The sequence below is a fragment of the Streptomyces sp. NPDC005266 genome (assembly GCF_040607655.1).
Lineage (GTDB): Bacteria > Actinomycetota > Actinomycetes > Streptomycetales > Streptomycetaceae > Streptomyces.
Genome location: NZ_JBEXHC010000002.1, coordinates 23,966 through 46,276, shown reverse-complemented (window position 1 = coordinate 46,276; position 22,311 = coordinate 23,966). Strand labels below are relative to the sequence as shown.

Here is a 22,311-nt window from a genome sequence, read left to right as displayed (position 1 = left end):
CCACCGCGCCGGGCCCTCACCATGCCCACCGACCGACACCGCTCCAAACGACCCCGCTCTGCCGCCCAGCACCCCCCAACTGAAACGGCGAGGCTAGACGGTCGACTGCGGTATCTGCTGTGGACGTGAGTTCGGGACGCCCCAATTGGCCGTAGACGGAGAGGGCCAACGAGTCCATGCGGTACGGGGTCACGAACCGGACCCACGCCTGCTCGCTGGTGTGATCCGCGAAGTCGTAGGCGAAGCGCGCTCGCTCCAAGGCCCGGAGTGCCCCCGTCTCGTCGCCGGCCGCCGCAGCTTCCTCCGCGTGCCTGCCGAGGACCCAGGCGGCAGCAGTAGCGTTGCCGTGGCCTCGCACGTCGCTGGCCGCTTGAGAAAGGAACTCCAACTTCGCCTTCGGCGTCGAGGCGCCGTAGCTGCTGTAGGTCAGGGCCAGGGCTCGGAGTGGAGGGTGCCCGGCGGTCGCCGCGCACTGCGACGCGACCTTGTAGTAGGCGTCGGCTTTGTCGTGCTCGCCCAGGTCCCAGGCCACCCAACCAGCCAGAGCGGCAGTTTCTCCGGCGGCGATAGTGAGAGCCCGTTCGTGTTCGCCAGCACGGGGCAGGGCCGCGGTGATCGCGTCAAGATGTGACTCGACCGTGCTTTGTAGTCGCCGGGCACTGAGATTGAGTTCCTGGACGTGCAGTTCAGCGGCCCGGTCGATGAGCGCGACGGCGGAGGGCGAATCGATCTTGGACCCCTTACTGAGGGCGAAGGCCAGGCGCCCCCAGGGCTCGGCAGCCGAGCTCACGCCGATGGCGGCACCACCCAGCAGCGTGCGACGCTTCACGGCGTCCTGATCCTCCCCTGCATTGGTATGCCCCTCTCTCTTCCGAGCGCGGGCAGCCTTAGCCTCCCGCTGTAGTTCCTCGAAGGGGACACCGCAGGCCGCCGCGATATGGCCGATTGTGTGATTGGTAGGAATGTTCTCAAAGTTCTCATAGCGGCTGATCTCTCGGCGGGTCATGGTGTCCCGGCCGGAGACAGCGTTGATCGCGTCTGCCTGCTCCTCCTGCGTCCGGCCCGCATCCTGCCGAAGCCGGAGGAGCAGGTCGGCGAACGGATCTGGCATGAGTGTGACCTCTATTGGTGGGCGGAATCCAATCATGGCCTCAATTCCCCCTCTGGTTTCCCCCCTTGACAGATTTTTCCCCCTCTGGATTCCCCTGGTCGACGGCGTCGCCGCGCGGTGCGATAGCCCCCATGACGAGGCTCCAAGAGGCGACCCCGCCCGGCGGGGGCATCCGTAGTTCTGCGGCCACAGCAGGCACGTCGTGTGTGAGGCCGACCCAGGAGGACCGACGCAGCACATCGGCATGGGCCGACATACCGGCGGCACCCCATGCCTGTCAGGCGGCCTTTCTCCCGGATCCCATGAAAGCTGGGGAGATGCGGCAGACGACCAGGGCGTTCCTGCGACGGTGCCGTGTTTCGCAGCCGGTGGCGGGGTTCGTCGTGCTGGCCGTTTCGGAGCTGGTCACCAACGCCGTGGTTCACGGTGAGGGCGAAGTCGTGCTCCGGATCACGGTGACCGTCGACGTGGTGCGGGTCTCGGTAACCGACCGCAATCCGGCCCCCGCTGTACTCAAGGAAGCCGGACCTGACGGTGAATCCGGTCGCGGGATCCGGCTTGTCCATGCGATCTCAGACGCGTGGGAGAGCAGCGGCGAGGAGACGTGGTGTGAGTTCCGGTACGCGAGGGCTGCGGCTTGAGTCAGACCTCCAGCTGGTCCCCGACCAGCCAAACGACGAGCAGCACAGCTCAGTCACTCCCGTTACGCAGGGCGCTCCGAGGGCCGTTCGCTTGCCTTCGCCCAGTAATTCGGTTCGAGCATCTCGCCAGGCCATGCGGGCTGATGGATCGGGCCCCGAGGCCCCATCTGTTCGAAGTACGGTGCCAGGTCGATCACGGGCGTTCCGTCTACGGCGTCGAGATCGGTGACCAGGAGGTCCCGGCCTTCGACCTTGAGCAACCGCGGGTAGCTGATCGCCAGTTGGTTGGGGCGCCGATGGTTGCGGTGGACGAACGTACCTGTCGGCGGCCAGTTCTGGTTTCCCCGTGGGCTGCGTGCGTGGAGCTCGACGTCTTCGGGTCGCGCCAGGTGGAAGCGCCACGTCACCGTCAGGTGGGAGAACTCTCCGATTCCCTGCAGCGTTTCGAGGGGGTACGCGTCGTCGAGCCGAATGATCGATTCGACCCCGCCCTGGTAGTCGTCCTGAACGCGGGTGTGGCCCCCGACGACTGTTGCGATCGACTCGACCTCGTACGTCGCCATCGGCGCTCGTTCCTCTCCCTCGGCGTAGCATGCACGGCGGCCCCCGGCCAGCGCCGCGAACCCGCTCTGTGGTCAGCCTATGGTGCGCAGCATGCCCCGTGCCCGGTGGTCCAGTTCGGTGACATGTCGGCCTCCGCGTTGCCGGACGGGCGAGAGGTCGCTCTGGATGCGGACGATGACGCCGCGGGCACGGCCGGACTGGACGCCGGCCATGGCGTCGAGTGCTTGGTTCCAGGTGGCGCATGCCTCGTCGAGGCGGCCTTGCTGGACCTGGACGGCGCCGAGGTAGCCGAGGGTCACGCTGTGCGTGCGGGCGTACTGCTGGCGGCGGCGGGTGGCCACGCTGCGCTTGAAGTGGATCTCCGCGTCCTGCGGCTGGCCCATGTCGCGCAGGGCGCAGGCTGTCTCGTGGGCCAGGGAGGCTTCCTGGAAGAAGCTCACGCGGCTCGGAGCCTCGCTGTTGTCGGCGCGGGAGAGATCCCGCTCCGCGCGGCTGATGGCCGCGAGAGTGCCGGCGCGGTCGCCGTCGGCTGCGAGGGCGCGTGCGTGAACGATCGCGAGCAGGGCTTTCTCACGGTGGCTAGCTTGGCCGTAGCGGTCGCGGTTCATGGAGGCGTCGGCCAGGACGAGGGCGCGGCGGGGGTGCCCAAGGTCCACGGCTTGGTGCGCGAGGGCGCGCAGGATGTGGCCGCCGAGCGGCCCGTCGCCCGCTTCGGCCGCTATGCGGGCGGCGAGAGTGAGGTAGCGCTGGGCGGTGCGGTGCTCGGAGGCGTCGAAAGCCATCCACCCCGACAAATAGGCCATCTCCGCCACGGCCGAGTAGGTGTCGCGACGAAGCTGCTCCGTGCGGAACCTGCTGCCGAGCAGGGGCACCGCTTCGTCGCGAAGATGGCCGGCGAGGGCCGATCGGCCAGAGGCGCCGCCTCGCTGCTGGTCACGCGCGGAGTAGAAGGTCGTCAGATCGCGGACGTCGTCGATGTCGGCCTGCGTCACCAGCCGGGAGGAGACTGCTGGGCGCTTCGCCGCCGCGGCAGGAGCGGCTGCCCACCACGAGGCGGTGGGCAAGGCCAGGCCGGCGGCCGAGTACGCGGCGGTCGCCAGCAGCTTACGTCGGTGCATATCGAGGTCGTCGCTTCCCAGCTCGGCCAGCACGGTCAGAGGATCGACGCTCCAGTCGGAACCGCTGTCGGTTTGGCCTGTGCCTTCACCTTCCAGCCCGAGGTCGGCCAGGGTGAGGCGGCGGCCGAGCCTGCGGGACAGCGTCTCGCGAAGGATATGAGGTGCCCGACCGCTCGGCTGCGTGCCCTGCACCCACATGGCGATGTGCGAGCGGGAGATGGCCCCCAGCTCACGCACCCCGCTCTCCGCGGCTACCCGGGCGACCGCTGCGGCTGCTTGCGGCTGAGACCAGCCCGCTTCGCGCAGAAGTGCGGCGAGGGCGACGTTTCGCACACGGGCCATGGGCTGCCCCTCGGTTCCGAAATGATCTTTGACGCCTTTGACGGCCTCGGCGGTCGCGCAGGCATACCCCCCAGCGGGGATTCACGGTTCGCTCAACGTAGCGACCGGATCACTCACTTTGCACGACGACCGCCGCCCCCGCACGGCGAACCCCAATCAACTTGGCCTGATCCGAACAGGAGTTGTGTCATGCGCCTCTCGCTGGCGCCCCGCCAGGACGCCTGTCAACACGTCACGTCCAACAGGAAGGGCCGCATGGCTGTCGAGCCGGTTTCGCCGCGCAATCAAGCGGTGGCCGCGGCCGAGACAGTGGCGCTCGTGCTGGACGAGGACTCGCCGCTGCCGGAGACCACCGCCGACGTTGAAGACCTCGCGAGGCGTCTGCGCGGTCACATCAATCGACTCGGCGTCATGGTGCCCAAGGAGGAGCCAGCGCTGCGCCGCGCGCAGCAGCTCGGCTCGGCGGGGGTCCCCGACGGCTACATGCCCAGCAGGGCGCATCTGGTCCAACTGGCCGAGGCGGCCCAGGAGCTCGTGGCGACCGTGGAGACCCACGGCACCGGCCGTGCGATGCGGCAGCGGGGACGGCGTTGGCGGACACCGCCGATCAACCTGCTGCGCGGCACAGTCTTCGCGATCGCCTTCGCCTGTCTCGTCCTGGCCGCGTCGGCGCCCCGGACATGACCGCCACCGGGGCGGTTCTGATCGTCCTGACCCTTGGTCCCACGACATGGCTGGTTCTCCGCGGTGATCGCGCAACCAGTTCCCCGTCAGCGGACGAAGAACCCGCACCGGCGCGGAGCGAGTCGCCGCCTCACCGGTGACTACCGGAGTCTCGCCTCACCGACAGTTCGCCGGCCGTTTCGACGGCCCTAAAGCCCTCCCCGGACTCGCGGGGCCTAACGGAGATCTACACGATGAAACGCCTTCCGCGTATCGAGCACTACGGCCTGATCGGCGACTTGCAGACCAGTGCCCACGTCTGCCACGACGGCTCGATCGACTGGCTGTGCCTGCCCCGCTTCGACTCGCCGGCCCCCTTCGCTGCGCTGCTTGGCACGCAGAAGCACGGAGCGTGGCGCATAGCCCCGGCCGCTGCGCACGAAGAGGGAGCCGGTGCGACGGCCGAGCGGCGCTATGTCGGCGAGTCCCTCGTGCTGGAGGCAGTCTGGACGACGTCCTCCGGCAGCGCGAAGGTCACCGACTTCATGCCGCCGCGCGACGGGGCACCGCAGGTCATCCGGATCGTGGAGGGAACGGCTGGCCAGATCGCCATGGCTTCCACGCTGCGCGCCCGCCCCGGCTACGGCCGGGTCAGCCCGTGGATCCATGAGCTGGGCGGACGCATGATCGCTGAGGGCGGCGGGGACGCCCTGTGGCTGGACACGTCCACCGGGCAGGTTGAGAAGGACGGCGCGATCGTCAGCTCCTTCACGGTCACCGTCGGCGAGAGCGTTGCCTTCGTACTGAGCTGGGGGCCCTCTCACGGTGTCGCGCCGGAGGTCCCGGATCCCGACGCGGCGCTCGCGGCGACCCTCGCCTTCTGGGAAGACTGGACGAGCCAATGCACCTACGGCGGCCCGCACTGGGAAGCAGTCGTCCGGTCGCTGATCGCCCTGAAGGCGATGACGTACGCCCCCAGCGGCGGCATCGTCGCAGCGCCGACCACGTCGCTGCCGGAAGAGATCGGTGGTCGCCGGAACTGGGACTACCGCTACACCTGGCTGCGCGACGCCTCCACCACCCTGGGCGCCCTGCTCGGTTCGGGGTACTGGCAGGAGGCCGAGGCGTGGCGGCGGTGGCTGCTGCGGGCCGTGGCCGGCGATCCGGAGAACCTGCAGATCATGTACGGGATCACCGGAGAACGGGATCTCCAGGAGCGGGAGCTGCGGTGGCTGCCCGGCTACGAGAACTCCGGCCCGGTACGGATCGGCAACGGGGCTGTAGACCAGTTGCAGCTCGACGTGTACGGCTACGTGATCGAGACCCTGTACCTCGCCCACCAAAGCGGGGTGACCCGCTGCGGCGACACCGCGGTCCTGCACCAACGGCTGGTCGAGCACCTCGCCGAGCGGTGGCAGACGCCCGACGAGGGAATCTGGGAGATCCGAGGTGAGCGCCGCCACTTCGTGCACTCCAAGGTCATGGCCTGGGCCGCGATCGACCGGACCATCCGCCTGGTCGAGGCCGCCGTCCTGGACGCCGACCTGTTCGCCCTGATGGAACTGCGCGAGGCCATCCACCAGGAGGTGTGCACGCGCGGATTCGATCCGGTCCGCAACACCTTCACCCAGTCCTACGGATCACAGGAGGTCGACGCCGCCCTCCTGCTGATCCCCCGGGTTGGATTCCTGCCTCCCGACGATCCCCGCGTGCTCGGGACGGTGGAGGCCGTTCGTCAGCAACTGTCCACCCCGGAGGGCCTCGTACGGCGCTACGCGACCGCCGGCGACCGCATCGGGCTCGACGGCCTGAACGGTGACGAGGGGACCTTCCTGCTCTGCTCGTTCTGGATGGTCGATGCGCTCGCCCTGACTGGCCGCCCGGACGAAGCCCACGCTCTCTTCGACCGGCTCCTGGCCCTGCGCACTGACCTCGGTCTGCTCGCCGAGGAGTACGACCCCGCCACCGGGCGACAACTGGGCAACTTCCCGCAGGCGTACAGCCACATCGGGGTGATCGGGTCCGCACTTCTGCTGCAGCAGCTCGGCTCAGGGGCTCCCGCATCCGAGGCCGACGTGCTCTTGGCGGTGGGTGTCTGATGAACACGACCGCCACCACCATGGTCATCGTGCTCGCCGCCGCGGCCATCGTCGCGGTGGCAGCGGCCCGGGTTAGCCACCGCCGATGGCAGAAGACGCGGCGGCGGGCACACCTCCTGGCCCGCGAACAACAGGCCACCGAGGGTGCCCTGCAGAAGCTGGTCCACGAGACGCTGCCCCAGATCCACCAGTCGGGCGGTCGGATCACGGTGCCGGCCCCCGCACCGGAACTGGCCGGCACCGCAGTCGGTGAGCACCTGACCAACGTGGTCAAGGCCACCGCCGGCGTCGTCCAGGCCGTGATCCGCGACATCCAGTACGCGGCGCACCAGGAGATCGAGCAGGCGAAGACGCTCGGGGCGGAGGAGTTGCGGCGTTCGCACACCGCCGCCCAGGAAGAGATCGCTCGGGTAAGTTCCACTGCCGTGCGGTCGACCGAGGCCGCAGTGCGCAGTGTGTCGTCGGCGCTCGTGGGCATGGCCGCTAAGACCAGCCGCAAGGTCAGCGAGGGCGTGCGCGAGCACGAGGACGACGCCGCGTTCGAGACGCTGACCGATATCGACCACACCGTGCAGCAGATGCTGCTGGTCGCTCAGGGCTGGACCATCCTGGCCGGCGGCAAGCTGACCCGGCACTGGCCCACGACCACGCTGACCGACGTGGTGCGGGCCGCGATGGGCTACGTCGAGGACTACCAGCGCGTACAGCCCCAGGAACTCACCGTCGCGGTGAAGACCCGCGTGGTCGGGCCCGTGGTGCACGCCCTCGCGCTCCTGCTGGACAACGCGCTTCGCTTCTCGCCACCACAGTCGAGAGTGCACGTGTCCTTCGAACAGGGCCACCACGGAGTCACCGTCTTCGTGGACGACAGCGGCCTGCAGATGACGCCGGAGCAGCTCGACAGCGCCCGGGACATCCTCACCGGGCAGCGCACGGACGACATCACGCAGCTCGGCGCCCGCCCGCAGACCGGGTTCCGAGTCGCCGCCGCCCTCGCGCGCGCCTACGGATTCCGGGTCGATGTCCAGGCGCCCAACTCCCTTCTGGGCACCCGCGCGCTCCTCACACTTCCCCAGGACCTCCTCACCACGGCGCCCCAGGCGCCACCGGCATCCTCGCAGCCGGTGCAGAAGGATCCGCCAGCTGCTCTCGCCTCTGCCGCGTCCGGCCGGCTCCCTGCTCTCGCCCCGGTTCCGGTAGCCACACAACCCGCGCTCACCCCCGTCCCGCCGACGGCCGGGGAATCCGACCAGGAGCGTTCCACTGCCCGCACGACCGCCAGCGGACTGACGGTGCGCAGCCGCCGCGCCGCACCCGCCTCCGCCCCCGTTCCCCGCCCTGCCAACGCCGAGCCGGGGCGAGCGAGCGTGATCGCCGCCTGGGCCCGTGGCACTCAGCGCGCCCGCGCCGAGCAGGGCACCCACGTCCCCACTGCCGACAACGACCAAGGACACGACGCATGACCGACAAGAACATCGGCTGGCTCCTCGAAAGCCTGGAGGAGACCGCCGGCGTGGAATACGCCGTGCTGGTCGCCGCGGACGGCATGAGCCCGGCCTACACCGATCGGCTGCCGCGCGAGCGCGCCGAGAAGATCTCGGCCATCGCCTCCACGCTGTGGGGAGCATCGCGGGCCTACGACCGGGAGACGAACGGCGGGGGCGTCCGCCAGTTCGTCATGGAGTCGGTCGACCACATCTCCCTGCTCATCCCGGCTGGCGACAACACCATGCTCGCCGTCCGCACCGACAGCCCTCACGCGGACATCGGGGTGATCAGCGAGGCCGCCCTGCGCTTGGCCTCGAGCGTGGGCGAACAGCTGGGTGTCCAGACACGCATCGCCGGCGGCACGGAAGCACCGCTGGCATGAGCAGGCCGCGGCAGGACCCGGATCTGGTCAGGCCCTACGTCCGCACGGGCGGACGTACCCGCCCCAGCAAGGACGTGCGCCTGGAGAGCCTGGTCTTCGCCGCGACCGGCACCCGTCCCGGCCTCAACCCGGACGCACGGCGCGTGCTCGCCCTGTTCGCACCCGCGCAAGGCGGAGGGCTGGCCGTCGCCGAGATCGCCTCCGCACTCGCCCTCCCGCCATCGACCACCCGGATTCTCGTCGCCGACCTCATCGGACACGGACTGATGACCCTCGCCCAGGGCCAGGACGACGACCGGCCCCCGGCCTCACTCATCGAAAGGGTTCTTCATGGACTCCGCGCTCACGCCTGACCGGTTCGTCGCGCGCACGGTGACGGCTACCGCGAAGATCGTGGTCGCCGGAGCCTTCGGCGTGGGCAAGACCACCTTCGTCGGCAGCGTCTCCGAGGTGCCTCCGGTCCACATGGAGGAAACCATCACCCGGGCGAGCGCCCTGGTCGACGACCTGGCCCGCACGCCTGCCAAGTCAACCACCACCGTCGGCGTGGACTTCGGACGCAAGCACCTCAGCGACGACCTCGTGCTCTACCTGTTCGGTACCCCCGGCCAGGCCCGATTCAGCTTCCTGTGGCAGGAGTTGATCATCGGCGCCCTCGGCGCCCTGGTCCTCGTCGACCCCCGCGACCTGGACGCCTCCCACGAAATCCTCGGCCTCCTCGAAGAGAACGGCGTCCCCTACGCGGTCGCGGTCAATCAGTTCGACGGCGCACCCCGCCACCCGCTCGAAGAAGTCCACGAGGCCCTCGCCCTGGAGGGACACACGCCGCTGACCGTGTGCGATGCCCGCGAGCGAGCGTCCTGCATGCAGGCCCTGATCCAGCTCACCGAATACCTCGCCCGTCTCGCGCACCGTCTGGAGCCCCGACCGTGAGCACCGCGACCCACCACATCCCCCTGTACGAACCGGACTTCGCCCAGAATCCGCACGCCGCCTACCAGCGCATGCGCGAGCAGTTCGGCCCTCTGGTCCCCGTGGACCTGGCCCCTGGCGTGCCCGCCACGCTGGTCGTCGGCTATGAGGAGGCTCGCCGCATCCTCGGCGACCCGCAACGTTTCCCCGCCGACCCGCGCCAGTGGCAGACCTCCGTCCCCGACACCTGCCCCATCCGGCCGATGATGGAGTGGCGCCCCAACGCCCTGCGCTCGGCCGGTGCCGAGCACGCCCGCTACCGGGCCGCGAACACGGAAGCCCTCGCGGCTGTCGACCAGCACGCGCTGCGAGCCCACGTCGAACTGGTTGCCGAGCAGACCATCAACGCCTTCAAGGGCAGCGGCAAGGCGGACCTGCTGTCCCAGTACGCCTGGCCTCTCGCGTTCCAGACGCTCAGCCACCTTCTCGGCTGCCCCGACGAGGTCGGCCACCGGATCGCGGACGGAATGGCGAAGATCTTCGACGGGGTCAACGCCTCCATCGGCAACCAGATCATGGCCCAGGCCGTGGCGGACCTCGTCGCCCTGCGCCGCCGAGAGCCGGGCGACGACGTGACCAGCAGGCTCCTCGTCCATGTCGCCCGGCTGGACGACACCGAGATGGGCCAGCAGCTCATCACCCTGTACGGGGCGGGCATCGAGCCCCTGACCAACCTGATCACGAACACCCTCCTGGAGATGCTCACCAACAGTGAGTTCTCCGGTGACCTGCACGCTGGCGACGCCTCCGTCCGCGAGGCCCTGGACAGCGTCCTCTATCGCGACCCGCCGCTCGCGAACTTCGCGATGTCTTACCCGCCCCGGCCAGCCGACATCGGCGGGTACCTGCTGCCCGCCGACCAGCCGGTGGTCGTCAGCTATGCCGCCTGCAACAACGACCCTGCCCTGGGAGCCCACCGGCCACTGGGCAACCGGGCCCACCTCGCCTGGGGCGCCGGCCCGCACGGCTGCCCGGCCAGCACACACGCCTACCTCATCGCCGAAACCGCCATCCTCCACGTCCTCGACGCCCTGCCCGAGATGGACCTCGACGGCCACCGCGACGACCTCGTCTGGCGCCCCGGCCCCTTCCACCGCTCGCTGGTCGCCCTCCCCGTCACCTTCCCCTCAAGCTGAAAGAGGCCCCAACGTGTCCGAACGGCAGATACTCGTCCTCGACCCCACCGGATCCGACCCGGACGCCGAACACCAGGCCCTGCGCGAGCGCGGCTCCGCCACTCTCGTGGACATCCTCGGCGTGCGCGCCTGGTCCGTCTCCGACCCGGCCCTCCTTAAGGAGCTTCTGACCAGCAGGGACGTCTCCAAGGACGGCCGCGCCCACTGGCCGGCCTTCGCCGAGACGGTCCCCACCTGGCCGCTAGCGCTGTGGGTGGCGGTGGAGAACATGTTCACCGCCTACGGCGGCAACCACAGCCGCCTGCGGCGCATGGTCGCCCCCGCCCTCTCGGCCCGCCGTACCGCCGCCCTCCAGGCGGACATCGAGATCCTCGTGAACGGCATCCTCGACGACCTCGACGCCCTCCCGGCCGATGAGGTAGCCGACCTACGCGAGCACCTCGCCTACCCGCTCCCGATCGCCGTCATCGGCAAGCTCATGGGCGTCCCCGCCGACCGGCGCACCGAGTTCCGCACCGTGGTGGACAACGTATTCGCCACCCACCTCTCCGCCGAGGAACAAGCCTCGAACACCGCCACCCTGTACGGCCTGCTGGACGCCCTGATCGAAATCAAGCGCACCGAGCCCGGCGAGGACATGACCTCGCTGCTGATCGCCGCCCGCGACGAGGAGGGCGACGGCTCCGCCCTCAGCGACGCCGAGCTGCGCGACACGCTCCTGCTGATGATCAGCGCCGGGTACGAGACCACCGTCAACGTCATCGACCAGGCCATCACCACCCTGCTCTCCGAGCCAGAGCAGCTGGCCCACGTCCGGGACGGCCGCTGCACCTGGGAGGGCGTAGTCGAGGAGACCCTGCGCCACCAGCCCGCGGTCAAGCACCTTCCCCTGCGCTATGCCCGCACCGACATCGCCCTCCCGGACGGGCAGACGATCAAGACCGGCGAGGCGATCCTCGCCTCCTACGCCGCCGCCAACCGGCACCCCGACTGGCACGAGGACGCCGACCGCTTCGACGCCACCCGCCCCAGCAAGGAGCACCTCGCCTTCGGACACGGCGTCCACTTCTGCCTCGGCGCCCCACTTGCCCGACTCGAAGTCGCCACCGCCCTGCGCCTGCTCTTCGAACGCTTCCCCGACGCCCAACTCGCCACGGACAGGCCCGATCTGAAGAGGCTCCCGAGCCTGATCAGCAACGGACACACCTCCGTCCCTGTGCGCCTGCGCCCGACGTCGAGCCGCTAACCGATACCGACGAGGAAGACCACCATGACCGCCCCAGCCCCGACCACACCGCTCACCCCGGCCGAACGGCGCATCGCCCAGCATGTGGTGAACGGCCTACCAACAGGCCAGATCGCCGACACCGAGACCCTGTCGCACCACACGGTCCACGCGCACATGGTCTCCCTGCGCAGGAAGCTGCACTGCCCCGAACGCTGCTCCCTTGCCGTAGTCACCCACCGTCTACTCAGCGCAAACGAGGCCACGGCCCCGACACCGGACACGCCAGCCCCCGACTTGAGCACCGAGCAGACGAACCTGCTGAAGGCCGTCGCCGAGCACACCAAGCCGCTCGACATCGCGCGCGGCGCCAACATGGCACCGGCGGACCTCTGCGCGGCGCTTCTCCAGTTGCTCGCTGATACCGGGGCACCGGACACCACCCGGCTGGTCGCCCGGGCCCACGGCTGGAACCTGCTGACCGCCCAGCAGACCAGCACGGTGCGGAGCGGAGCGAGCAAGTGACCACGTCACCCGTTCCCACGGCCTCCGAGCAGTCCTCCGCGCCCCTGCACCATCGCCCGAAACCGTCGGCACTCCAGCCTCCCGATGCTGAACGGGCACTCCTTCTTGACCTGGACGGTGTCCTACTGGACACGCGGCCGGTGATGCGCGAGGCGTGGAGGAAGGTCCAGGAAGACCACCGCCTCGCTATCCCGTTCGCCGCGTACGAAGCCCACCTGGGGCGGGAGTTCAGCGACATCATGGAGCGGCTCGGTGTCGTCGATGCTGACGGCGTCCACCGGACCTACGGAGCCGGCTCGACAGCCGCAGCGCATTTGGCCGAGGAGTTCATCGGGATCACGGACGTCCTGCACGCCTTCGTGGCAGCTGGCTGGCGGCTTGGAGTTGTGACATCCAAGCACGTCGATCGGGCCGCGCCCCTCCTGGCGCAGCTTGGTTGCCCCTTCGGCACCGTGCGGACACCCGCGGGTTCCGGGCGGTCGAAGCCGGCGCCGGACCCTCTCCTCCTCGCGTTGGTGGACCTCGGAGTCGACCCTGCGTCGGCCGTGTACATCGGGGACATGCCGGTGGACCGGGAGGCAGCAACTCGTGCCGGCGTCCCCTACATTCATGCCGCCTGGGGGTACGGCGAGCCCGGCTCTCCTGCTGTGGCGGTCGCCCAGTCCCCAACCGACCTGCTCGACCTCCTCCACCATGCCACGGCATGCACTCCCATTGTCGAAGGGAGCCTGGCGTGACCACCTCGGCATTCGGAGACTTGGGCCTTGTCCGAAGAGAAGACGGCCACCGGCCCGCCTGGGTCCTCGTCGGCGCCGGCCGCTTTGACGTCGCCGACTCCCTCCGCATCAGAACGGGAGATCTGGAGGCGCTGCCGCTGAACCAGCAGGACCTCCGCTCGTTGACCGAACGCGTCATGGCCGCCCTGCACGAGTACGGCGGCGGCCGAGCCCACACGCCCGGCGGAGCTGACTGGCTCCATGTCCAGCACGTACCGGTCCGCCGACTGGTCACGCAGGTCCTGCAGAAACTGCTGGCATTGAACCTCTGGGAGCCATTCGTCACCGCACCCGGGCCCATCACCCCGGTGCCGTACGAAGGTCTCGTCGGTGTGCGGCCGAGCAGCTCTCAGGAGTACCGCACCTACACGGTCACCTGGTCGGGCATTGCCTATCTGCTCGGCGGCACAGCGACACACAATCAGCCGCACACTGCCGAGTTGAGCACGCTCTTACCCGCCGACGTGGCTATCACCGAGCCGCACCCGCTCCCCACGGGCCTGCACCGGGGCGGAGTCGTGGCCCTTTCTTGGTCGTCCCGCCACGCCGAGACCCTGATGCCAGTTCTTCGGGAGTTGGCGCGCAAGGGGCACGACAGCGTGCTCATCGACCTCGCCACTGATCCCGGTCAGCGCTGCATGGCCGAGGGCAGCGAGAGCGTGCGGGTGTGTCCTGCACCGGTTGGGCTCTTCCAGCTGTCAGGCGAGGCGGACGGACTGCGTCCCGCGGATGACGACCGGACCGTCGAGGTCGGTCCGCACGCGATCCGCCTGTCCCGCCTCGTCCGGTTGTTGTCCACGCTGCTGGCGATGAGCGGCGGCTGCACGCAGCCATCCTGGCCTGCTCTGGTCCAGGCGGAGAACTGGCTGGGCCGCGTTCTGAGAGCCGTTCGTCCGCACTCCGTCGTCCTCAGCAACGACACAAGTCCGCTCGGGGCGTTGGCGGTTCACCTTGCTGATCGGCACGACTCCAACACGGTGCACGTCCAGCACGGCGCCTGGACGGAAGAGTCCGTCGCGTGGCCCGCCCTCCACAGCCGGGACGTGGTCGTGATGGGCGAGCGCGACCATCCGCTCGCCCTCGCCTGGGCCAAGCACCCGAAGAGTGAGGTGCACGTCCTGGGGCAGCCCCGCTTCGATGCCCTGGCCGCTTTGGGCCGTGGGGCACAGCGCCCGTACCTGGAAAAGCTGTTGTCGGTCGGCACACGGCGTACCCCGTCGAAGATCGCCGTGTGGGCCTGCCAGCCCTTCCGGCCCGAGCATCTCGCCCGCCAGGCCGAACTCCTCCTCGGCGGGCTGCGGTCGGCCGGCCCGGACTGGGGACTGGTCATCGCTCCGCATCCGGCTCAGCGCGACAGCGTGTTCGCCCCGCTTCTTGAGCAGGCGACCGGTCTTCCGGTGGCCGTCGCCGACACTCGGGTTGGAGCACGCGGGTGCCTGGCCGGCGCGGATGTGGTCGCGAGCGCCTACTCGACATGCGGCATCGAAGCCGCGCTGCTGGGCGTGCCCGTCCTTGAACTTGCCGCCCCGGGCGAACGGACCCTCGGCCTGGCCGACCACGGCATCGCGCAACGGTGTGGCTCCGCGGACGAAGTCGGCATCGCCCTCGCGGAGCTGCCCCGCTCTCGCCCACCGGCCGGAGCCGCCGATTCGGTGTGCCGGTGGCGCGGCGACAGCGCCGCCCAGGTCGCCCGCCTCATCGATCACCGCGCCACGCACCCCGAGCTGCCCTTTGACCCCCTTCACGACGATGCCCGCAGCACGCCACCCGTGCCTGAGCAGGGCAAAGGAGTCCCAGCCTCATGACCCATCTGACCGCCGACAACATCGCCGAGTTGTTCTCCGGAGCCGTCACGCTGACGAAGTCCGGCGACAAGGTCAGCCCGCGCGGCATGCCCACGCGGGAAGTCCGCGACATCCACTTGCTGCTCACGCAGCCGCGGGCCCGCCTGCTGTACGCGCCGCCGGCCAGGATCCTGAACCCGGCGTTCGCCGTGGCCGAGAGCGTCTGGCACCTGTCCGGCTCGGACGATCCGTGGATCTTCGACTACAACGCGCGGCTCCGGCAGTACGCCGATGACGGGGTGTTGCTCGGCGCGTACGGCCCCAGGATGCGGAACTGGGCCGGCAAGGTCGATCAGCTCAGCCGTGTCGTGGAGATCCTCAAGGAGGACCCCGACTCCCGCCGCGCCCTGATCCAGCTCTACGACCCGGTTCAGGACGCCGCCGGGCACAAGGACGTGCCCTGCACCCTCGGCTTCCGCTTCCATCTGCGTGCCGGCCGACTGCACATGGCGACCATGATGCGGGGCCAGGACGTGTGGATCGGCATGCCGTACGACGTCTTCTTCTACACCGTCCTGCACGAGCTTGTCGCCGGATGGCTCGACGCGGAGCTGGGCGAGTTCCACCTGCACGTGGGGTCGCTGCACATCTACGAGGAGCACCTCGACCAGTCCGAGCAGCTGGCCTCGCTCACGGCGAGCCCCGTCATGCCCGACCTGCGGACACGGTGGAACGGCTTCGCCGGTCTGCTCGATCAGGTCGCGGCCCGGGACGTGACCGGCCACCCCGGCTGGGACGCGATGGCCGGGACGCTGCGCAGCTACCGGCTGTGGAAGGACGGACAGCACCAGCAGGCGTGGCGCGTGGCCGACGGCATCGACGGCCCCCTCGGCCAGGCCCTCACTGCCTGGTATGGCGAGCTGAAACGACGCTCCCGCCAGCCCGCGGCTGCGACGACGGCCGGGGCGAGGTGACGGCCGCCATGAAGCGCACTCTCTCGGTCATCCTCGGCCTGTGCTCCTACACCCACGACTCGTCGGCAGCTCTCCTGGTCGACGGCGAACTCATAGGCTTCGTCGAGGAGGAGCGCCTCTCCGAGCAGAAGCACACCAAGCTCTACCCCGCTCACGCTGTGGACTGGCTGCTCGGCCGGGCCAAGCTCACCTCAGCCGACGTGGACACCGTCGCCTACAACTTCCAGCCCGCCCGCTACCTCGCCGAGTCGCCCGCCGCCCTGCGCATGGCGCTCTACCCGACAACTCGTGACCGGGCGTTCGCCCGAGCGCACGGGTTCGCCAAGGTGGCCGTGCGCACCCAGCGGCGCCTGCGGCTGATCGGCCGGCAGTTCCCCGCCGCCCGTGTCACCCCCGTGCTGCATCACCGCGCCCACCAGCTCACGGCCTTCGCCACCTCGGGCTGGGACGAAGCCGCCGTGCTCGTGGTCGACAGCCTCGGCGAGCGGCAGACCACCACCATCGCCCGCTGCCACGACACGCTCCGTCCCCGCGCGCAAACCCTGGAGGCGATCAACGACCCAGCCTCCCTGGGGTACGTGTACGGCGCCGTCACCGAGCACCTTGGCTGGCGCCGGGGCGATGAGGAAGGCACCGTGATGGCGCTGGCCGCCCTCGGCGACCCCGCCCGCTTCCGCTCCCTCTTCACCCACGCCGTCCACACGACCGCAACCGGCTTCCGCATCAACCCCGCCTACTTCCCCACGCGCACCCTCACGTCGGGATACGAGCGGACGACCCGCCGCTTCGTCACCGAGACCTGCCCCGAACGGCACCCGGGCGAGCCCCTGGCCGACGTCCACCGGGACCTGGCGGCGGCTCTCCAGGAGCGGACCGAGCAGGTCATGGTGCACCTGGCCCGCCGCGCTCGCGTGCTCACCGGCTCCCGGCGCCTGTGCGTGGGAGGCGGTGTCGCCACGAACTGCGTGAGCATCGGCCGGATCATCGAGGCCGGCATCTTCGACGAGGTCTTCGTGCCTCCTGCGCCCGGTGACGCCGGTACCGCGATCGGCGCCGCCCTCGCCGTGCATATCGGCAGACGCAGCCCGCGACCGGTGGCCGGCGTCGCCCGCACCTGCTACCTCGGCCCGTCCTACGAGGACCAAGCCCTCGACCTCACACCCTGGCCCGCCCTTCACCAGAAGACCCTGGGCATCGAAACCGCAGAGTTCCTCGCCGACCAGCTGGCCCACGGCACGATCGTCGGCCTGTTCCAGGGGGCCGTCGAAGCCGGGCCGCGCGCCCTGGGCAACCGTTCGATCCTCGCCTCCCCGCTGGAGCCCGGCGTCGTCGAGCGACTGAACGCCACCGTGAAGTTCCGCGAGCCGTTCCGGCCCTTCGCCCCCATGGTCCTGGCCGAGCGCGCCCGCGAGTTCTTCACCCTCGGCCAGCAGGCGCCGTACATGTCCATGGCCTCCGGCGTGACCGACAAAACGCGCGAGCGCGTGCCGGCCATCGTGCACGCCAACGGCACCTCCCGCCTGCAGACCGTCACCAAGGCGCAGAACCCGTTCATGCACGCGGTACTGACCGCCTTCGGCCGCCGGACCGGGGTGCCCGTGCTGATCAACACGTCCCTCAACGTCAAGGGCAAGCCGATCTGCGGAACACCGGAAATGGCCCTGGACTGCCTGGCCAACTCCGGGCTCGACGCCATGCTCCTCGAAGGGCGGTGGATCACCAAGTGAAGATCGGATACAGCTTCTGGGGCTTCCTCGGCAACGGGGTCACCGACACCCCGGACGGGGGACGCAGCCACCGCCGCCCCTTCATCGACGCCCTCATCGCCCACGGTCACGACATCGTCTTCCTGCAGGCCGACCGCGACCGCCTCGAAGCGGGCGAGGACCTCGGCGGCGCGTACACCTTCGACGACGGCGTTCCGCACATCGACGCCCTGTTCCTGGAGTGGCGCTGGGCGATCCCCGGCCGCAACACCACCATGTGCGGGAGCGAGGGGCACACCTGCGACCTGCACCGCCAGGCCCAGCTCATCAACCACTACACCGTGCGGCACCAGACACCCACTGTGATCTGGGACAAGGACCGCACCCTGCGAGCCGACAGCGTGTGGCGCACCACGTCGCACACCCGCGTCTGCGAGGCCGCCCTTGCCCCGACCCACGGAGCGCACTCGCTGCTCTTCCCCGTCGCCGAGATCCTCCTCACCCAGGCGGACCCTGTGGCCCTCGCAGCACAGCGGCGGGACCTCGTGCTCGGCTACGTGGGCAACCAGTACGACCGCGACGAGCCCTTCGACCGCTTCTTCGCCCCAGCCGCCGCCCGCGTCGCGCACCTGGTCGCGGGGAAATGGACGGAGACCGACCGCTGGCCACACGTCCACTTCCTGGGCCGGATCCCGTTCGAGGCCGCCGCCGGCGTATACAGCAGATCCCTGGCCACGGTGCTCATGCTGCCCGAGCGGTACGCCGCGGTCGGGCAGATGACCCAGCGCATCTTCGAGGCCGTGCTCGCCGGGTGCCTGCCCCTGGCCCCGGCGGATATCCGCTACGTCAACCGGTTGGTCCCGGACGAGCTGATCGTGCGCTCCGGCCGGGACGTGATCGAACGCCTCTCCCACCTCCGCGAGGTCGCCGGCACCCAGCAGCACGCCGACCTGATCGCCGCTTGCGTGGACCGTCTGCGCCTGTTCGGCCTGAGCAAGCAGGTCGACACCCTGGAATCCCTTCTGCACGGTCTCGTGAGGCCGGGCACGACCGAGCGGGGAGCTGCCTGATGCCGACCGCTCTACAGGCCATGGCGCCTGGATCATCAAAACGCGTCCTGGAGGATGGCTCCGCCGGACACCCGAACCTCTCTACGCTGGAGCACCATGAAGAAGGTCGCCATCGTCGGCTGCGGAGGCAGCGGCAAATCCCACGTGGCCCGCGAACTGGGCAAGATCCTCGACGCCCCGGTGACGCACCTGGACGCCGCGTTCTACGACGACGAGTGGAACGCGCTCCCCATGGACAAGTTCACCGTCGTGCAGCGCGAGCTGGTCGCCCAGCCGCGGTGGGTGATCGACGGCAACTACAACTCGACGCTGCAGGTGCGGCTCGAAGCCTGCGACACGGTGGTCCTGATGGACGTGTCGACCGTGGCGGCGCTGTACGGGATCTTCGCCCGGCAGATCCGGCACGGCGCGGGACACAAGGGCAACGGGGTACACAACCGCATCCACTGGGGCGTGATCAAGTACGTCGCCACGTACCGCCGCAAGATGCGGCCCCGCGTGATGGCGAAGATCGAGGAGTTCGGCGCGAAAGCCGACGTGGTGCTGCTGGCCAACCGGCGCCAGACGCGCCGCTGGCTGCGGAAGGTGGCCGCCGAGCAGTCCTGAACGACCCGCGCCCCCAGGCAGGGGGTGCGGCATGAACGAGCCCAACGCCTTCCTGGACCCCGCCCGGCAACAGGAGCTGTACGGGAACGCCTCCCGGCTGTCCGGGCGGACCAGCGCCCTGATGCGCGCAAAGACCTCCGGCAACCCCGTGCCCGAGACGATCGTCAGCCTGGTGCAGACGCACCACGCGCAGCCGGACCGGCTCGGCGTGGTGCTCGACATCGGCTGCGGTCGCGGCACGAGCAGCCTGGGCATCGCCGAGCAGCTCCGGCCGCAGCGCGTCGTCGCCTTGGACGCCGCCCCCTCCCTGCTCGCCCAAGCCCGCGAGCGCGCCAAGGAGTTACCCGACATCACGGTGGACTTCGTCGAAGGCGACTTCCACGACCTCCCGTTGCCCGCCGGGTCGTGCGACGTCGCCGTCGCCGCGTTCTGCCTCTACCACTCGCCGCAGCCCAAGGACGTCATCGCGCAGATCGCCAGGGTCCTCTCCCCCGGGGGCCTGGCCGTGCTCGTCACCAAGGCACTCGACAGCTACCGGGAGATGGACCAGCTGGTCGCTTCGGCCGGCCTCGACGCGCGGGGCGATAAGCACGAGAGCCTCTACACCGCAGCGCACAGCGGCAACCTCGCCGACCTGACCGCCTCCTCGCTCGACGTGATCGCCGTCCTGGACGAGGAGCACGCCTTCACCTTCGACGGCCACGACCACACGGCGCAATACCTGGCCACGAACCCCAAGTACCACCTCGCGCCCGGCCTGTACGGCAACCCCGGGGCTATGGCGGCGGCGTTGCACGAATTCCTTCCGGACCAGCCGCTGACCACTCGGTCCCTCATCACCTTCGTCGTCGCCCATCCGAAGAAGGGCCAGGCATGACCCTTCCGCCGTTCACCAAGCACTACGAGACGCCGGAGCGCGCGGCGGCGGCCGTCCGCCACTACCGGTGGATCAACGAGCACGCGAAGCCGCTGCGGCAGCCGGCCCTCAAAGTCATCGGCCCTGCCAGCCTGACTTTCGAGCGGGTCGAGGGGCGCTCCGTACGCCCCGAGGATCTCCCGCGCACAGCGGAACTGCTGGGCCACGCTCACGGTGCCGCCTGGCGCAGTGACCTGCAGGCCGCGTCGTTGAACACTCCGCATCGTTTCCAAGACGGCACGACGTTCGATGAGTACCTCGGCCCGCGCAAGGTCGCGCTCCGACGGCGCCACGAACAGGGCTACCTGCCGAACAAGGTGTCCTTGCACTCGATGCTCGGCCTGCTGGAGGAGACGGCGCAGGGGCCCTGTGCCTTCTACAAGGACAGCAACCCGCGGAACTTCATCATCACTCCCGCCGGGGACATCGTCACGGTCGACACCGACGATCTCAGTCTCGCGCCCATGGGCTACGACCTCGCGAAGCTGGTCGCCACGCTTCTCCTCACCTACGGCCCCCTCGCGAGCGAAGCGATCGACGACGCCTGCGACATCTACAGCCAGGCGCTCCGCCAGCACGCCCCACAGCTGGACCCCATAGACCGAGAACGCCTGGACGACGGCTTGGCGCTGCACGCCGTACTCACCGCGCCCTACCTCGGCCGGAACGGCTATTGCCACATCTGGCCCGCCCACATCCGTCTCCGCCTTCAAGGAGCATCGTGATCACCACCGAACTCATCTTCGTGCGGCACGGTGAAGCCCAGTGCAATGCCGACGGACTCGTCGGAGGTCCTCGCACCTGCACGGGACTGACCAACCTGGGGTATGCCCAGGCCGAACAGGCCGCGCGCCGCCTGTCCACCGAGCACCTGAAGAAGCCCTTCGACAAGGTCTACGCGGCTCCGCGGATTCGCCTCGTCCAGACCGGCGAGATTATCGCCCAGACGCTCCAGCTCCCGCTGCACATCGACGACCGGCTCGACGGCCCCGTCCACGGCGATGCCGATGGCAAACCCTGGGATGCGGTGAAGACGGCCGCCAACGGCGGCCCGCATGCGCACCCCGACACTCCCTGGGCCGCTGGCTCAGACACCTGGAACGGGTACCTGAAGCGCGCCAGCAGGAACCTGAGTCAGCTCATCGAGGAGAACGAGGGGAAGCGCATCGTGTTCGCCGCCCACGGAGAGACGGTGATCACCGCGCACACCCTGCTCCTCGACATCCCGATCGGCTCGCCGGCGGGCTTCACGCACAACCACGCCTCCATCACCCGCTGGCAGCACCACCGCAACCGCCTGGGCCAGACCCGCTGGATGCTCGATCGGCACAACGACACCGAGCACCTCAATCTCCTCACGCCGGAGCCGACCCCGTGATCGCGACATCGGACGATCCCCGGATCCAACTGGCGCACTGCCTCCTCGGCGCAGTCAAGATCGCGCCGGACCCCTTGCTCCCTCCCCGGGTCGTGCGCGTGGTGGCCGACGACGGGCGTCACTTCGTCGCCAAGCAGCATGCCGAGCACGACCGGTACGCAGGCGAACTCCACGCCTACCGGACATGGGGCACCCAGCTGACCGGCCACGCGCCGAAGCTAGTCGGCCGTGACGACGCCACCCGCACCCTTCTGCTAACCGCGCTCGCAGGCGCTCGGGCGGACACCGCAGCCCCGGGCTCACCCGAGGAGGAACTGGCCCATCACGAGGCCGGCCACGTCCTCGGCAAGCTCCACCGGGCCACCTCCATGCCTCAGGGCGGCGCCGTCGGCGCAGCACTCGCCGAGCGCCTCCAGAGCTGGATCGACCGGGCCGTTCACGCCGACCTGATCGACACGGCCGAGCGAAACCTGCTGAAGCACCATGCGGCCATCCTGGGCAACAGCCTCATGGACGGCGCGGTCTGCCACCTCGACTACCAGCCGCGGAACTGGCTGGTCGGAGACGACTTCGGTGTCTGCGACTTCGAGCACATGCGACGCGACGCCCGCGTCCGCGACTTCGCGCGGCTCGAGTTCCGACGCTGGCAAGCCGCACCCCACCTCCGAACGGCATTCCTCGACGGCTACGGGCGTCCGCTGACCGACGCCGAACGGCGCCTCCTGGAGTCCTTCGGCGCCATCGAGGCGGCCACCGCCCTGGTCAAGGGCCACAAGGAAAACGACCTCACTCTGAGCGCGCACGGCCGAACCGTCCTGTCCCGCCTCACCTGACC

Annotated in this window: 23 protein-coding genes; 20 read left to right on the top strand and 3 right to left on the bottom strand. The window is 69.6% G+C overall.

Going from position 1 to position 22,311, the window contains the following annotated elements:
• Positions 1–16 precede the first annotated feature (16 nt).
• Positions 17–1,111, bottom strand: coding sequence for a helix-turn-helix transcriptional regulator (locus ABZU99_RS03725; protein WP_356050340.1), 1,095 nt, complete (start codon positions 1,109–1,111; stop codon positions 17–19).
• Positions 1,112–1,413: 302 nt separating this feature from the next.
• Between ABZU99_RS03725 and ABZU99_RS03720 the strand changes: the two genes are divergently transcribed.
• Complete coding sequence (locus tag ABZU99_RS03720; RefSeq protein ID WP_356050339.1) at positions 1,414–1,752, top strand: ATP-binding protein; 339 nt, start codon at positions 1,414–1,416, stop codon at positions 1,750–1,752.
• A 62-nt stretch (positions 1,753–1,814) separates the two neighbouring features.
• On the opposite strand, the gene ABZU99_RS03715 is transcribed toward ABZU99_RS03720, so the two are convergent.
• Positions 1,815–2,315: an SAM-dependent methyltransferase gene (locus tag ABZU99_RS03715; protein WP_329159780.1), complete on the bottom strand. Its 501-nt coding sequence runs from the start codon at positions 2,313–2,315 to the stop codon at positions 1,815–1,817.
• Between the two features lie 72 nt (positions 2,316–2,387).
• Positions 2,388–3,776, bottom strand: a complete 1,389-nt coding sequence (locus ABZU99_RS03710) for a Tat pathway signal protein (protein WP_356050338.1) — start codon at positions 3,774–3,776, stop codon at positions 2,388–2,390.
• A 255-nt stretch (positions 3,777–4,031) separates the two neighbouring features.
• Between ABZU99_RS03710 and ABZU99_RS03705 the strand changes: the two genes are divergently transcribed.
• The 19 genes from ABZU99_RS03705 (at position 4,032) to ABZU99_RS03615 (ending at position 22,309) form a co-directional block, all read left to right on the top strand.
• Positions 4,032–4,460 (top strand): DUF6415 family natural product biosynthesis protein, encoded by a 429-nt coding sequence (locus ABZU99_RS03705; RefSeq protein WP_356050337.1) that lies wholly within the window; start codon positions 4,032–4,034, stop codon positions 4,458–4,460.
• Positions 4,461–4,693: 233 nt separating this feature from the next.
• Positions 4,694–6,538 (top strand): glycoside hydrolase family 15 protein, encoded by a 1,845-nt coding sequence (locus tag ABZU99_RS03700; protein WP_356050336.1) that lies wholly within the window; start codon positions 4,694–4,696, stop codon positions 6,536–6,538.
• Positions 6,538–8,001: an ATP-binding protein gene (locus tag ABZU99_RS03695; protein WP_356050335.1), complete on the top strand. Its 1,464-nt coding sequence runs from the start codon at positions 6,538–6,540 to the stop codon at positions 7,999–8,001. The genes ABZU99_RS03700 and ABZU99_RS03695 overlap by 1 nt, the downstream gene beginning before the upstream one ends.
• Positions 7,998–8,408, top strand: coding sequence for a roadblock/LC7 domain-containing protein (locus ABZU99_RS03690; RefSeq protein ID WP_356050334.1), 411 nt, complete (start codon positions 7,998–8,000; stop codon positions 8,406–8,408). Before ABZU99_RS03695 ends, ABZU99_RS03690 begins: the two co-directional genes overlap by 4 nt.
• Positions 8,405–8,761, top strand: a complete 357-nt coding sequence (locus ABZU99_RS03685) for a DUF742 domain-containing protein (RefSeq protein ID WP_329159791.1) — start codon at positions 8,405–8,407, stop codon at positions 8,759–8,761. Before ABZU99_RS03690 ends, ABZU99_RS03685 begins: the two co-directional genes overlap by 4 nt.
• Positions 8,739–9,341 (top strand): ATP/GTP-binding protein, encoded by a 603-nt coding sequence (locus tag ABZU99_RS03680; protein ID WP_175309475.1) that lies wholly within the window; start codon positions 8,739–8,741, stop codon positions 9,339–9,341. The genes ABZU99_RS03685 and ABZU99_RS03680 overlap by 23 nt, the downstream gene beginning before the upstream one ends.
• Positions 9,338–10,516 carry a cytochrome P450 gene (locus tag ABZU99_RS03675; RefSeq protein WP_356050333.1) on the top strand — a complete coding sequence of 393 codons (1,179 nt, stop codon included), beginning with the start codon at positions 9,338–9,340 and terminating at the stop codon, positions 10,514–10,516. The genes ABZU99_RS03680 and ABZU99_RS03675 overlap by 4 nt, the downstream gene beginning before the upstream one ends.
• A 13-nt stretch (positions 10,517–10,529) precedes the next feature.
• Entirely contained in the window at positions 10,530–11,762 is a 1,233-nt protein-coding gene (locus tag ABZU99_RS03670) for a cytochrome P450 (protein ID WP_356050332.1), read from the top strand.
• A gap of 24 nt (positions 11,763–11,786) precedes the next feature.
• Complete coding sequence (locus ABZU99_RS03665; RefSeq protein ID WP_356050331.1) at positions 11,787–12,266, top strand: LuxR C-terminal-related transcriptional regulator; 480 nt, start codon at positions 11,787–11,789, stop codon at positions 12,264–12,266.
• Positions 12,263–13,003: an HAD-IA family hydrolase gene (locus tag ABZU99_RS03660; RefSeq protein ID WP_356050330.1), complete on the top strand. Its 741-nt coding sequence runs from the start codon at positions 12,263–12,265 to the stop codon at positions 13,001–13,003. The genes ABZU99_RS03665 and ABZU99_RS03660 overlap by 4 nt, the downstream gene beginning before the upstream one ends.
• Positions 13,000–14,847 carry a hypothetical protein gene (locus ABZU99_RS03655; protein WP_356050329.1) on the top strand — a complete coding sequence of 616 codons (1,848 nt, stop codon included), beginning with the start codon at positions 13,000–13,002 and terminating at the stop codon, positions 14,845–14,847. Before ABZU99_RS03660 ends, ABZU99_RS03655 begins: the two co-directional genes overlap by 4 nt.
• Positions 14,844–15,800 (top strand): thymidylate synthase, encoded by a 957-nt coding sequence (locus tag ABZU99_RS03650; protein WP_356050328.1) that lies wholly within the window; start codon positions 14,844–14,846, stop codon positions 15,798–15,800. The genes ABZU99_RS03655 and ABZU99_RS03650 overlap by 4 nt, the downstream gene beginning before the upstream one ends.
• An 8-nt stretch (positions 15,801–15,808) precedes the next feature.
• Complete coding sequence (locus ABZU99_RS03645; protein ID WP_356050327.1) at positions 15,809–17,527, top strand: carbamoyltransferase C-terminal domain-containing protein; 1,719 nt, start codon at positions 15,809–15,811, stop codon at positions 17,525–17,527.
• Positions 17,524–18,576, top strand: coding sequence for a hypothetical protein (locus ABZU99_RS03640; RefSeq protein ID WP_356050326.1), 1,053 nt, complete (start codon positions 17,524–17,526; stop codon positions 18,574–18,576). Before ABZU99_RS03645 ends, ABZU99_RS03640 begins: the two co-directional genes overlap by 4 nt.
• A 96-nt stretch (positions 18,577–18,672) precedes the next feature.
• A complete protein-coding gene (locus tag ABZU99_RS03635) occupies positions 18,673–19,182 on the top strand; it encodes a topology modulation protein (protein WP_356050325.1) in 510 nt (169 codons plus the stop codon).
• Between the two features lie 31 nt (positions 19,183–19,213).
• A complete protein-coding gene (locus ABZU99_RS03630) occupies positions 19,214–20,059 on the top strand; it encodes a methyltransferase domain-containing protein (protein WP_356050324.1) in 846 nt (281 codons plus the stop codon).
• On the top strand, positions 20,056–20,823 hold the full coding sequence (locus ABZU99_RS03625; protein ID WP_356050323.1) for a phosphotransferase: 768 nt from the start codon (positions 20,056–20,058) through the stop codon (positions 20,821–20,823). The genes ABZU99_RS03630 and ABZU99_RS03625 overlap by 4 nt, the downstream gene beginning before the upstream one ends.
• Positions 20,820–21,476 carry a histidine phosphatase family protein gene (locus ABZU99_RS03620; protein WP_356050322.1) on the top strand — a complete coding sequence of 219 codons (657 nt, stop codon included), beginning with the start codon at positions 20,820–20,822 and terminating at the stop codon, positions 21,474–21,476. The genes ABZU99_RS03625 and ABZU99_RS03620 overlap by 4 nt, the downstream gene beginning before the upstream one ends.
• Complete coding sequence (locus ABZU99_RS03615; protein WP_356050321.1) at positions 21,473–22,309, top strand: aminoglycoside phosphotransferase; 837 nt, start codon at positions 21,473–21,475, stop codon at positions 22,307–22,309. The genes ABZU99_RS03620 and ABZU99_RS03615 overlap by 4 nt, the downstream gene beginning before the upstream one ends.
• The last annotated feature ends 2 nt before the right edge of the window (positions 22,310–22,311 follow it).